This window comes from Actinospineispora spinosispora DSM 44797 (assembly GCF_000429025.1).
Taxonomy (GTDB): domain Bacteria; phylum Actinomycetota; class Actinomycetes; order Mycobacteriales; family Pseudonocardiaceae; genus Pseudonocardia; species Pseudonocardia spinosispora.
The window spans coordinates 26014-40349 of the sequence record NZ_AUBB01000030.1; the positions used below are offsets into that span (position 1 = coordinate 26014).

The window sequence follows — 14336 nt, forward strand, 5'->3', positions numbered from 1 at the left end:
CGCCACTGTCCGGCCGTTGTCGGGTACTCCCTACATCTCGGTCGAGGATGTCTACGCCCGGCGGGGTCGGCGGGCCTCCGAAGCGGGGCCCAGGCCGCACCTCACCTTCGAGTACCCCCGCCCGGCATCCACCTCGGTGCGCGGCACCGGTTCGGTCAGACCACTCAGCGGTACCGCCGCCGCGGGGCTGCCACTCGCGCTGACCGGCGAGCTGAGCTATGTCTCGTCGCTGTCGGCTAAGCACGTGCACGGCGACCGGCCGAAGATCGTGCTTGCGCGCCAGGCGAGCGACGGTGAGCTGGTGCTGCTGCGGCAGTGGGTGTCCTCGCCGACCGAGATCATCGACTTGACCACGGCCTCGTCGGTATTCCGGCTTGGCGACGGCCGCGCACCGGTCAGCGAGCTGGCGATGGCCTCGCACGAGCTTCGGCGCCCGGACGGACGGCCAGTGTTCGAGGTCGGGGATGTCGCGGAGCGCATGTCGTACCTGCGTGGGCAGCACCGTCAATGGTGGCAGCGGTGGGGCCGGGTGTGGAGCGCGCAGCGCGACTGGCTGGCGCTGACCGCGCTGCTGCACGATCTCGACGGGTTGGAGCCGGACAATGTGATCATCCGGCGCGGGGTGCCGACGCGGATCGACTTCGGCGCGGCATTGCTCGACTCACCCGGCGCCACCTACCAGTCCGCGTTGGGCTACCTGTTGGACAACCATCGGGCCTGGCCCCGGCGGTTCACCGAGGAGCAGCTGCTGCACCAACTCGCCCGGATCGTCGGGCAACGAGCTGAGCTGCTGGCGGCGGTACCGAACGCGCGGCTGCATGATCTGCTGTCGGGCCGAGTGGGATGGGCGGCTCAGGTGGTGGCGAGCGGTCGGCTACCCGCGGGCATCGCCGCGCGCCTGTCCGGGCCCGGCAGGTTGAACAACCCGGCGCTGACCCGCGCGATCGAGACCGCCGCAGTCGCGCCTACGCACCACCCGGCACCGATCGAAGGACGGGTTGTCGTCCCCCACCAGCAGCTACGGGACGCGGCACTGACCGACACACCGATCGGGGTGCACGACTTCACCTGGGTCGATCAGTGGCCGGGCAGCATCCGGCGGCTCGGCCTCTGGCAGGTCACCCTCGGCGCTGGTGCACCGGCATCCGGTACCCGCGGCGGCGGTACCGCCGATCCCACCGGCATTCGGCCGCTCAGCGGCCGCGGCCACAGCGAGTTGCTCATCGGCGGGCTCATCGGCTTGGCCGGGGCCGGCGTGGGGGCACGAACGGAATACCCGCAGTTGACGATGTGGTCGGCGACCGGCGTCGCGGTGTGGACCGCGGCTGTGCACTGGCTGGTCCAGAGATACGCCACGTCCTTGACCTCGGCAGCCCGACATTGGGCGCAGCGGGCGCCGCCTGCCGGATTCGGCCGGTTGATCCGTGAGCTGACCAGGCTCGCTCACTGGGCGGCCAGTCAGGCCGGCCAGGACAGGCTCGGCCAGATCAGCCGAGGCGCCGCCGCTCGAGCCGTCATGGTTGCGATCGGGCTGATCCTGTACCTCTCCCCCGCCGCCTCGACCCTGAGTGGCACACCGGCCGGCCACACACCCTCGACCGGTCAAGGGTCCCGCGATGCCGGGATCGACGCGGTGCGCAACGACTGGACCCCGGACCAGCCGCTGGGCCCACCGGCGGTCAGGGCGAATCCAGACATCGCTCGCCACCTGACGAACACCCACGCCGAGGTCCGCGAGCTGAGCGGGACACCGGCCGAGGGCGTGGGCGCCGAACGCGCGAACCGGTTCCGGATGTTCGCCGCGCTGCGCGAGCCCCTGTTCCGCTACTACGCGGGCGGCCAGCTGATCTCGCTGCTGGGCTACTGGATTCAAGTCACCGCACTCAGTTGGCTGGTGTTGCACGCCCTGCACGGCAGCGGTCAGGCATTCGCGATGGTCACGACGTTGCACCTGGTCCCCTCGCTGCTGATGATGCTGCCGGGCGGGGTGCTGGCCGACCGCTTCGACAAGCGCAAGCTGCTTGCGCTGACCGAGCTGCTGCTGGGGCTGGGCGCGCTGGCACTGGGGATCATCGCCGGCACCGGCCTGCTGCACCTGAGCTACGGACTCTGGCTGATCTACGGGGTGGTGCTGGCCACCGGTGTGGTGACCGGGATCAACGCGCCGGTTCAAGAGTCGTTCCTGAAGTACCTCGTCGCCCCGAAACTGCTCGCCAACGCGATCAATCTCTACGTACTGATGAACCAGGGTGCCCGGATCGTGGGGCCGCTGGTGAGCGGAGTCCTCATCGCCGCACTCGGTACCGGCTCGCTGTTCCTGCTGAACGCGGCCAGCTACCTCGCGGTGCTCGCCAGCCTGGCCGCGATGGGCTCCACCAGGCTGATTCGGCATTCGGCCTCGGTCGAACCCGCCCCCGCCTCTGCAGCCACATCCACACCCGCCCGAACCGGGATTCGCGGTATCGCCGAAGGCGTGCGCTATGTACTGCGCAACCCGGTCCTGATCCCGGTGCTGGCGTTGTTCTTCGCGGTGTCCACATTCGGTTCCAACTTCAGTATCACGCTGCCGCTGCTGGCCAAAGGTGTGTTCCACGTCGGGCCGGCGAGCTTCGGGGTGCTGACCTCCGCGCTGGCGGCGGGCGGGCTGGCCGGTGCTTTGTTCAGCACCCGACGTAATCGGCCCACTCCCGGACTGATGATCGGATCCGGAGTGGCTCTGGGGGTATCGGTGACCGCGGTGGGGTTCGCGCCCAACCTGCTGGTCGCCGCTGGGCTGCTGGTGCCGACGGGTGCTGTGCTGCTGCTGTTCACCACGACCGCGCGGATCCTCGTGCAGCTCGCGATCAGCGAGGGGGACGACCATCTGCGCGGCCGGGTGAACAGCATCTACAAGCTGATCTACACCGGTTCTCTCGCGCTTTCCGCGATACCGATGGGGCTGCTCGCCGACCGGTTGGGCAACCAGGCGCCCCTCCTGGTGGGCGGTCCGGTCGTGGTGCTCGTCACGCTGCTGCTCGCGCCACTGCTGCGACGCATACCACCCGACCTCGGTCACGCGGGCACGCCGGCGGACGAGCCCGCCGCCCCGGCCCCGACGGTCGATCCGTACATCCGGCAGGTGCCGGAGCAGGACCACCCGGACAACACCGGAGGCATGCGGCTCCTGTCCGGCGCCACGCCAATCCGTCACGGGCACCACCTGGCCGATACGGGCAGCCTGCCGACGGGAGAGGTCCCGCTGGCCGGGGGCGCTCCGGATCGGCCACGGATCATCTTCGCGGCACAGCGGCTTCTGCTCGGCCCGTTGTCCTGGCTGCTGAAACGCAGAGCGCCCGCTGAACGGGACTATCCGATACCCAAGCCGGTACCCAGGGAACCCGGCACCGGCGACGTGGACATCGGAAGCGATCGGCCGCCCCACGAGCCGGAGGCCGTGACCCACCCGGTGATCAATGGATCGGGTCAGTCCCCTGGTAACGCCAGGGCCAGCCCTCCCGAGTTGATCACTACAGCACCGCTGATAACACGCTCATCAGCTGTGCCTTCAATCGCGACTGAATCCGGCGCCGATTTGACGGCGTCGGGCACTCACGCAGATGCAGTTAAACATGTATCGCGGGTAAACGCCCGTCCACATGATCTGGCCAATGGTAGCACGGAACGTGTCCATTCGGTGAACTCCCCGGCGTCGGGAAACGTCGGTTTCTCTGCCCGGCGGCCAGTTGATCGACCATTGCGGGGGAGCACACCCGAACAACCCGCTGGCCACGCCGCTGAACGAGCCGCCGAGCAGACGGGTCGACCATTGGCAGGCTCCGCCGCCGATGGCTCGACCTCAGAGCGGGCCGGCCGCTGGTTGGGTAAAGCCACCGACACCGCGCTGGCGGCAGTGGTGGTCGTCGGTGGGTTCGGTCGGGCTGTGCGGGCTTCGCCGTCGGTGTTCGAGGTTCGTAGGTTCCGCTACTACTTGGGCGTGCAGGGGTTGTCGAGCGTGGCCACCTGGCTGTCGGTCGGAGTACAGGACTGGTTGGTGTTGTCGATGCCGGGGGGTGGCCCGGTCGCGCTCGGCGTGGTGGGGATGGCGTTGGCAGCGCCGTCGGTGGTCGCCGCCGCGGTCGCGGTGCTGTGGCGCTACGCCGGCAACCCCGCTCGCCCCCGCGCACCACCACCCCTCACACCACCCGCCGCCGCGGACAGCACCAGCTCTGGGAGCTCCGAACTTTCCAGTCGGGCCCCGGATACCGACGAGAGCCCGTTGAGCGGTTCCACGGCGCTGACCGACACCGGTCACACCCCACTCAACGGCGGGACGCCGCTGTCGGGGGCGAGCTGGCGGGAGCGGGTCCGGTCCGCCGCGGTCACCTTGGGTCTGCTCGGCGCCGTGCTGGCGGGAGGTTCGGCCACGGCGCCGGCCGCAGTGGCGCAGAGTCCAGCACCGCGGGACCTGGTGATTGCCGAGCAGGTTTCGGCTGACCAGGGCGCGCCGGATAGCTGGGTGCGGCTCAGTCAATGGCGCGCCCGAAATACCAGGTCGCTCGCCCTGGATCCCCATCGGGACAGCGCCTTGGCCCGGGCAGAGCCTGCCGATATCCGCGGCGAGCTGGACGGGTTCCAGATTCGACTGGACCGGCTCGACGCGCAGCTGCCCGCGCTGGAACACCGGGACGCCGACCGAAGAGCCCACCTCTGGCTGTTGCTCACGGTCGGGGCCGCTGCCGCGGTCGGGGCGATCGGCGCCGCGGTAGGGGCCGCCATGGCCGTGGCGGCGGGAGCGCGGCGGCGGGAACAGGTGGTATTCGCGGTGCTCGACGACCTGCGCACGGTGTTCGGCACCCTGCGTGCCGGCGACCCACCCGCACGGGATCACCCGGCGATCGCCGGGGCAATCCCTCAGCTCAAGCGAGCGCAGGCCGGGCTGAACCGGTGGGCGTGGGCGCGACGCCGGCTGGCCGAGGAGCAGCAGACGAGTGAGTGGCTCGATCTGGCCCACCACCTGCTGAAAATGATCAACATTGCCGCGCGGGGTCGGTTCGTCCCCGCCGGCCCGAACCGGCGGATCAGTGTGGACGAATGGGACCTGGAGTTCCTGCACGCACTGGCCGAGATGGACCCGAAGTCTTCGAACGTGGAAGCTGTGCCGGCTAGAAACGCGTTGCTGGTGATACTGGATGCCCAGCACATGAACGCAGCGCCCACCTTGTCGCGGATGCGGGACTGGCAGGCCATGCTCGCAGCCGGGCACCTACCGCTCTATCGCGGCATCCATGGCGGCCGGGCGAAGGCACTGGCCCAGCAGTTCCGGACCGGACCACTGCCGTTCATCGGGCACTCCGGCTACATGGGCGGCAGCGGCAGCAACTTCTCCACCGACCCGCGAATATCGAACGCCTACGCCCTGCGCAATCTCCTCGAAATCGATAACGCCTTCCAACCCGCCCGCGGGGTGTCCTCCGAGATCAGCAAGAGCCGGACCGCAGCCATACTCACCGGCTACCTGCACCGCGACGCGGTAGCACTGAGCTACGCCCAGGTCGACCAATGGCGCCGGGCGGATCTCGCCGAGGCGCGGAGGCGCGGTGACACCAAGTTGGCCAAGCTGCTCTTGGACATCGGTGTGTATGGGGCGCTGATCGGCGTCGACGTCATCGTCGACAAGCAGGAGGCCCCCTTCACGGTCGAGTATCTGATACTCAACCGGGGTGCGTTGCTCATCGACGAGGCCGATTCCGGGCCTGAGTGGCCGGCGGATGACTCCGGCGATGGATGGGTCGACTGCCGTGGGTGCGGCGAGTCGCACTGGGGTAGTCACGGCGCCGCAGGCCTGCTGTTGACCCACCGCGCCGCCGACGGCGCCATCTCGGTGCTGATGCAGCTCCGCTCGGCGGCCAACCAACACGCCGGCACCTGGGGACTGCCCGGCGGCTCCCGAGGCTACCGGGAAACCACCGGCTACACCGCCGCCCGAGAAACATTCGAAGAGGCGGGCATAGATCCCGGCCACTACACGTTCACCGGCCGGCGTCACGTCGATGACCACGGCAACTGGTCCTACACGATCGAACACGCCGAAGCCGACTCACAACTCATCAGTCGGGCCGACGAGGAGAGCGACAAGCTGAGCTGGGTGCCCCTCGATCAGCTGCTCACCCTGCGGTTGCACCCCGGCTTGGCCGCCAACCTGCCCTCGATCATCGAGACCCTGCTGCCCGACCACGACCCCACCGAGGACACCACATCCCCGCCGGTCGTACCGTTGAACGGCGCATCGCCAGCGTGGCCCGCCGCGCTGAACCCGGCAACGCCGGTTCGTGGTCCGCCCGCCTTCGGTGTCCCGGTCTCGCACACCCGAACCGGCGAGACGACCCAGTTGAGTGGCTCCTCGCCGACGACTCCTCGCCGGCGGCTGATGGCGGCACTGAGTACGAAACGGGTTCGGCAGGCGCTGGTCAGTTCGGCGCTGGCCCTGTCGGTGGCGGCCGGTCTCTTCGGTTCGAGCCACATCCTCGGTTCAAGCCCTGCCGACAGTTCGAGCTCCTCGATCGGTGTGGGCCCCGAGCTCGACCCGGTCGTCCGGCAGGCGATGTTGGCGTCGGCACCCTATTTCGATAACCCCGCATTCCGTGCGACACCGGCTGACCGCCAAGCCTTCCGCGCCCAGTTCAGCGGTTACGAAGAAGTCGCCGCCCGTATCCACCGCGTTCGTGAGCAGCGTCCGGAATTCAAGAATATTCCGGAGGAGGACCTCGTCGCGATTGGCGGATTTACTGGCGATCAATTCTATGGAAGGATGAACAAGGGCCTCCGGGAGACAAACCCGGCAATCATCAAGAAGTATGATTTGCACATTCGCCTGATAACTTCAGGACTCAATCAGCTGCCGCCTTTCTACGGGGCCACGGACAGGGTAATTAATGTACCGGCGGGAGAGCTGCCTGCGGTTCGATACCGTTACCGACCTGGACAGACTGTCCGCGAGAATCCCCCGACCAGCACGAGTGCCGGAACCGGAAGTGAAGACACGCGGGCCGGGAACGTCACATACGACATTGACTCCCAGGGCGGCGGCCGGGACATCTCAGCTTTGTCGCAGTATCCCATTGAGAGGGAGATACTCTTCCCGATCGGGGACAGGTTCACGGTCAAAACACAAACCAGCGAAGACCGCGAACCGTCTGACCATAGACCTGTCCAGATCGTGCACATCACGATGGACGAGGCGCCGTCGCCACCGGCTCCCCCGGCTGGCGCCACACCGACGGCCACCCCCTCGACAGGCGCCCCACCGATCAATGCCCCGAACCAGGTGGGTCCAGGCTCAGCGCTCCCGGCCGGTCGTCGTCGCGGGAGAACCGGCGGGCACCGCGCCGACGGCAACGGCGAGGTGGACATCGGGGCTGAGCGGCCCTTATCCGGGTCGTCGGCCACCAGCTATCCGGTGATCAACGGGTCGGGTCAGTCTCCCGGTAATACCCGGGCCAGCCCTCCGAATCTGATCACCGAAACACCGCGCACCACAGCCGAGTCTGCTGTGCCTTGGATCGCGACTGAATCCGGCGCCCATTCGACGGCATCTGGCGCTCCCCGCGGTGACGTCCCGGTCGTACACATCACTGAAACCGCACTCAACGGCGATGCCCCCGACGGCGCCGCGACCAGATCGGGGGTGCCCGCGCGGGTCGGCCGCCGGCTGGGCAGGGCTGTTCTCGGAGCGGTGCTCGCGGCGGTGGTGTCCGGGTCGATCGCCGGCCCGGCGATCGCATCAACGGCTCCCGCCGGCCCGGTGGCGTCCCACTCGGTGCAGGCCGGTGCGCAAGTGCCCGCCGGGTCGGATCGGGCAGCAGATCAGGCACCGCACAGCCCAGCGACCTCGGGCGGGCAACGGGAGTTCACCGCGGCACGCTACGACCGCGCCGGCGAGGTCGCGCACGCACTGGGGGTCAGCTTCGAGGCGTTCAACGAGGCCAACATCGCGGCAGGACATGGCGGGTTCACCAGCCCCGACGATCAGATCGGTGGCCGACGGGTCGTTGCACCGGCAGAGTGGAACGGGGTCTGGCTGGCCCTGCCAGGCGACTCGTACTGGCGGATCTACGTCGAGCGGTTCGGTGATCTGCGCGGTTGGCAACGCGCGGTGGCCGCCGATGCCACGCCGAACAACATCCGGCCGGGCGATGCACAGCACATCCAGGACGCGCCACCGCACCGGACCGGACCGAAGCAAGACCCGGGAGAGCACGCCGGGCCGAAGTCCGACCCGCTGCCGACGCCGCATATCCGAGGCCCACCCAGCGGTTGGCACACGGTCATCACAGTGGGCGCAGGCCTGCTCGCCGCGCTGGCGGGTGCGCTGGGCCTGCGGGCGCTGTGGCGCCATCGTGCCGGCATCGGCCGCCGGCCGCGGGCGCTGCCCGCACGAGCGCCTCGGTCCGAGGGTGGGCTGGGCCACCGGGTGGTGGCGGGCGTCCGACTCGGCGTATTGGCGTCGAGGGCTGTGACGCTGGCCCGGCTGTGGGCGTACGCGGATGCGTCGTCGCGGCGGTTGGAGCGGACCACGCGCCGCATCGCCGCGTCGGCGACGGCGCGGCAGTTGGGCCCGATCGCCTGGTTGGTGGAGCACAACGCGCGGATCTCCGGGCGGCGGTTGCTGGCCGGTGATCGGTGGCTGTCGGGCGAGCTGCTGGCGCAACGGCTCGGCCACGCGCTCGGGCTGTCCACCGAGACCGCGCGCGATCTGCTCACCCGAGCCTCCGGCGTCGCGCGGGTCGGGGTGCCGTCCGAGATGACGGAGAATACGACCCTGGACCAGGCCATCGCGCTGGTCGCCGACCGGTTCGCCGAGGCGTTCCCCGAAGTGAGCAACGCCGTGGCGATGCGGGACGCGGCGCACGCGGCGCTGCGGGCGAGTCGAGCACTGGTGGCCCGGGCACCCGGGATGTCGCACCCGAGTGCGCGGCGAGTGCTGGACCGGGCCGCGCGGGGCCGCGGTGTGGCCGGCTACTGGGTCCGCGCCGTGACCGCGCTCAGGTTGGACGTGCCGGTGACCGAACACAACCGTCGGCGCTGGCTCCCGCTGGCCTGGTCGCGGATCGGTCTCGGCGTCGGGGTCATCGCGGTGGGCTGGGGGGTCGGCCTCGGCGCCGGTCTGGTCGTGACCGGGCTGCTGATGCTCGCGCGCCTGGCGTGGACCCACCAGACCAGGGGTCCGCCGTGGCGGGCGCTGGTGCGCGCCGTCCGCGCGAACGGCGTCCCCGCCGAGTTGTGGCTGGCCACTGGACTGGCCGCTGCCCTGCTCGGTCCGCAGGCATGGCAGCTGGTCGAGCACGGGCTGTCGGTGCTCACCGCCCCATCCCAGTACGAGGCGACCCAGCACGCATACAGCGCGGTGAAGTCGCTGCTGACCTCGGTGATCTCGGCCGGGCTGATCTACCGGTACGTACTCCGCCGACAGCTGGCCAACCTGACCTCGGGTTTGCCTGCCAGCCCACGGGCGGATGCGCTGAGTTCGATGCTGGCCGCCGGAGTGATCACCGCGAGCTACGGCCTGCTGCGGGTGTATCCACCGGCCGCGCTGTCGACCTGGGTACTGCTGATCGGGGTCGGCGGGGTCGTCGGAGTCGTCAGCGCGCTGCTGCAGAAGAAGGAGACCGGCCGAACGAAGATCAACAAGGCGGTCATCGGCGGCGTTCTCGCCGGCCCGGTCGCCGTGATGACCGCCTGGGTACTGACGGTCACCGCACCGGCGGCCGTGATCGGCTGGGCCGCGACGGTGACGATATTGGCACTGGTGTACGCGGCGCCAACGGTGACATCGGAGTATCTGAACTCATGGCTGGGGCACGTCCAGGCGCGGCGGGAGGAGCGGGCGATGGGGCGGGCGGAGGCTCGTCTGGCCACCGACCCGGAGGGAGACGGAATCACTGGCGCGGACACCAGGGAACAGCGCCGCCGAGGCTGGCGGTGGCTGGACAACCTCACCTTCTCAGCGCTGGATCCCCGCCTGATGCTGCGCAAGGCGGTCGATCCGATCACCGCCGGTCTGGCCTCGCTGGCGATCAACCCACCATGGCTGCACGAGGGCGACAGCCTGACGGCGATCGCCGCGCGCTTCGCGGTGGTCGCCGGGGTGGTCTGGCTGAGCACTCGGGTCCGAGACCGCGACGAGCGCCACTCCGGCTACGACGGCTACAAAAGTAACCGCGAGATCCGCGATCCGCCCCGGCCGTCACGGTGGCGTGGGGACCAGCTGAGCCAACGGGTGAGCGCCTACCGGGTGAAGTTGGAGGAGGCGCTGACCCAGTTCGAGCTGTCCGGGCCGCTGACCGAGGACCTGGCCGAGCAGCTGGCCCAGAAGCAGTGGGACCGGACCGTCGCGGAGATCCCGCTGCCGCTCGACCCGTGGCACGACCTGCCAGAGGTTCCTGAGCTGACCACAGCATGGGCGCGGGACCAGGCCGCCGTTCGCGACCGGCAGAACCAGCACGTCCGGATCGCCACGCTGATCCCGGGGCCGCTGGCGGCGAATCCGGAGTCGCTGGCCAGGCTCGCGCGGGCGCTGCGCGCCACCGGCAGGGAAGAGGACGGCGCCAACGCCGAGGTCCTGGAGTTCCAGCTGATGCTCACCCAACGACTGTGGGCGAAGGCTGCGCCTCTGCTCCAGGGCAGGGGCCCGAGCGTGCCGGCCGCCGAGGTCTGGTCGACGCTGCTCGCGCCGGAAGAGCTCCCCCAGCGGATCACGCTGCGCCGTAGGTACCTGTCCCGCACCGGGCCCAAGCGCCTGCTGCTCAAGGCCATCGACCAGTACTACGCGGCACGCGATCCCGAGCATCCGCTGCGCAGGCGGGCGCTGGCGGAGCTGGGTTCGCTGCAGTTCAGACGCAAACGCGAGGACATCCGCAAGACGCCGGACGACCCGTTCCTCGGTCCCGTCGAGCTGTTGCGCCAGCGCGCCCGCAGCGCGTCGGGCGCGGTCAAGGCCGAACAGGGTGGGCTCGCGGCCGGTCATCCCGCCGCGACCGCACGCAGGCTCACCGAGCTGGCTGAGCTGGCCGCGAGCCTGCGGCTGCAACGCTCGGGAGCCCTGCTGAACCTCGAAGCCGAGCTGAACCCGGTCAGCCGGGACGCCAGGCGAGAGCTCTGGCGCACCGCGATCGGCACTGCGACCAGGGCTTCCCCGCGCAACGGAACCTCGGCGCCGACCACACCGCTGGAGCGGCTGCTGGTGCTGGCCGGACGGCGACACCCGGCCACCGCCGCGACACTGGCCCGCGAGTACGGCGGGACCGAACGATCGTGGTCGGACTCGCTGACCGCGTTCGCCGGTCTGACAGGGCCGAACGGTGAGACGGCAGTGACCGGTGACCCGGTCGAGGGCTATCGGCCGGGCATGGACCTGACTCGGCGGTGGCGCGCGGCCCAAGCCCAGCTGCGGCACGCCATCCGGGCCGACCCGAGGAAACTGCCCGGCGGGGAGCTGCTCGATCCGTTGCGACACCAGCAGCTCACCGCCGACGCAGGCGAGGCATACATCGGGCTGCTCGCCCTGTTGACCGACGGCGATCTGGCATTCCGCCGCTACCGCGACGACCTGATCGACGACGCGGGCCTGCTGCTGCGGCGGGCGACCGGGCTGAGCTATCGGTTGCGGCACCCGGCTGGACGGGTGGGCTGGCCGCTCCCGGCTGGTTCGGGCGCTACCGGTCACAGCGTCGTCGTCGCCCGGTTCGCGGCCCGGATCCGCGATGACCTGACCGGGTATCGGCGGCTGGCCTACGTGCCTGGCCAGCGACGGCGACAACTGCGGACCGAGATCCGGTGGGTCGTCGGTGCCGACCGCCACAGCGACCGCGCCCGGCGTGCCGCCACCCTGCTCACCGCACTGGCCCCGGGCGCCGACCCGCCCGCGGCGGCTGTCGCGCTGCGGACCACGTCCCGCGCCACCCAGCTCGACGCCTACATCGCGCTCGCCGAAGCCCGCGAGCGAACCTCCCGGGCGTTGAGCACCATCGATGCGACTGCCCGGCAGGTCGAACAGACCCTGCGAGCCAGCGATCGAGCGCTTCCCCGGGTCCCCGGGGCCGATCCGCTGCCGCCCTCGGTCGAGGTCCGGCTGCGCGAGCTCACCAGCGAGCTGCACGCCGCCCGGCGAGCGCTGAACCTGCTGCGTCGAGATACTCCGCGGCGCAGCGCGACACTGCGCGCGGCTCGCCTGCTGCTGGAGCGCAACGACAGCTACCAGGATGAAGCCTGGGACAGCTCGCTGTGGCGCGGGCTCGGCGGCTGGCGGGCGATGGAGCATGCGGTCCGAGGGGCCGAACGTCTGATCAAGGACCACCCATCGGTGCTGGATGTCCTTGCCGACCCGCCGCCGCTCGGCCCTTCCATGGTCATCCCGCATCCTGAGCACCGCACGCACCCCAACGGCAGCGGATCGCGCAGCGAGGCGGGTATGGCCGCCGCGAGCAGCCGAGGTCGGGGCAACCCGGCAAACCAGGACGCCGCGACCACCGCGACCACCCCGGAGGGCGCGCGGTTCGCCCTGGTCGCCGATGGCGTGGCCAGCTACCCCTATTCACCGCAGGCCGTGCACATCATTGCCGGCACCTTCCATGCCGAGACCATTCGCGCCGACCGCCCCGGCCGAGCCCCGGCGCGGGCACTGCTGGACGGCCACAACACCGCGGTTTCGACCCTGATCTCCGCGCACGCGGCCGCGCACCTGGCCGCCGACCCCGACCTCAACCACGGAGCGGCGGTCTACGCCGCCGCACAGATCAGCACCGACCCCGAGGCGGGCACCACGATCGATCTGATCCACACCGGCACCGCACGGGCGTACTTCCTGCCGCTGCCCACCACTACCGGCACCGAGTCCACCACCGGCACCCAGCTGACCGCCGATCACACCCGTGCCGACATCCTGACCCGCTGGCTGGGCACCGACTACCAACCCGAACCGACCAGCACCACGTTCCGCCCCGGCGGCCCCGGCCTGCTGCTGCTGGTCACCGACGGGGTGACGCGCTACCTGCCCACCGCCGTCGCGCTGGCCAAGGTGCTGCCGGTCGAGGCATACATCGACCCCGCCCTGGCCACCGCCCGCCTCATCGACGCGGTGACCGATGCCGGCGGCGTCGATGACTTCACGGTCGCCGCGCTACCCGTCACCGCCGATGCCGTGTCCACCGGTGCTCAGTGAACCACTCACACCGGTTTTCTTGATCACCACGGTCTGGTAGCTGTTTTTTCGCCTGAAAACAGCTACCAGCCCGTGGTGATCAAGGGGTCGACGTGACCCTCAGCCGGCGCGGCGGGCCCGGCGATCGCACGCGGTGGCGAAGTCCCGCCAGGAATCGGCGCAGTCCCTGGCGAGGTCGGCCACCACCTCGGCCCAGTGCGGTGGAATGGCCTCCACCAGCTCGTCCCACTGGTCGAGGCCCACCATTCGCGCATACAGCCAGCGCACCGTGTGCCGCCCTGACGCGCTGAAGCGCAGCGACGGGTCGTCGCGCAGCCGCTCCAGGGTGGTCACGAGCTGCCTGATCTCACGCGCGCCAGTATCGGACTGCTCCGAGACTTCGGGGGCAGCGGGGACGCCGGCGGACGGGCGCGGCACTTCGGCGCGGCGACGGGTCGGGACAGGATCCTCGCCCCGGCTCATTCTGGTCCGAACATCTCGGACGGTGCCCAGCGACATACCCACGACGTCGGCGATCTCCCGTAGTGATGCTCGGGGTTGGGTGGCGACGAGTTCCGCCGCGAGGCGTCGGCGGTGGTCACCGTCGAGTGGCCGAAGTCGACCGTCCGCCCCGAGCCTGGCTGTCGACCGCGGAAGATCCGCGCTTGCCTGTCGCCGGATGGAGGCCACCGTCTTGTCCGACAGCCCCGTGGTGACCGCGATGGCACGATCGGACCACTCGGGATGCGCGGTGAGGATCCGCAGGGCCGCCGCTTTCCGCTCGGCCAGGGTCAGTGGTAGCCCGTGGCCGACATTGCTCCGTACCGCCAGTAGGAACGCGTCGTCCTCGCTCCCGTCGAACAGGTGCGCCGCGATCATGGTGTCTCCGCGCAGGGCAGCGGCACGGATTCGGTGCATTCCGTCGATCACCCGCATGCCGGCACGGTGCACGATGACCGGTGGCAACGGCCGCCGAGCCCCGGCGAGTAGTAGCACGTGCTCGGCGTTGGGTACGGACGCTCTCAGCGAGTAGCCGGCATTCAGTGAGTTGATCTCGAGGGCGACCACGGCATCGGTGGGCTCTGCCGCGGCGGGCCGCAGCACGACGGGGCGGACTCGCCTGGTGGGGTACACAAGCTCCATGAGCGGCTCCTCTACGCCG

General features: G+C 70.1%; 2 protein-coding genes (1 of these 2 running past the window's edge). One reads left to right on the forward strand and one right to left on the reverse strand.

Annotated elements, in window-relative coordinates:
• On the forward strand, nt 1–13195 hold the final stretch of the coding sequence (locus G406_RS46950) for an MFS transporter (RefSeq protein ID WP_211241156.1). The gene continues 25898 nt to the left of window position 1, outside the view; 13195 of the gene's 39093 nt are visible here — the last part of the coding sequence; the start codon falls outside the window, past its left edge; it ends in the stop codon at nt 13193–13195.
• A gap of 99 nt (nt 13196–13294) precedes the next feature.
• Here G406_RS46950 and G406_RS46955 read toward each other — a convergent pair whose 3' ends face one another.
• On the reverse strand, nt 13295–14317 hold the full coding sequence (locus G406_RS46955) for a ParB N-terminal domain-containing protein (protein WP_084216074.1): 1023 nt from the start codon (nt 14315–14317) through the stop codon (nt 13295–13297).
• Between the last annotated feature and the right edge of the window lie 19 nt (nt 14318–14336).

What these genes read in the sequence shown, in the direction of transcription:
- G406_RS46955 (WP_084216074.1), bottom strand. Translation starts at nt 14,317, where the DNA reads ATGGAGCTTGTGTACCCCACCAGGCGAGTCCGCCCCGTCGTGCTGCGG.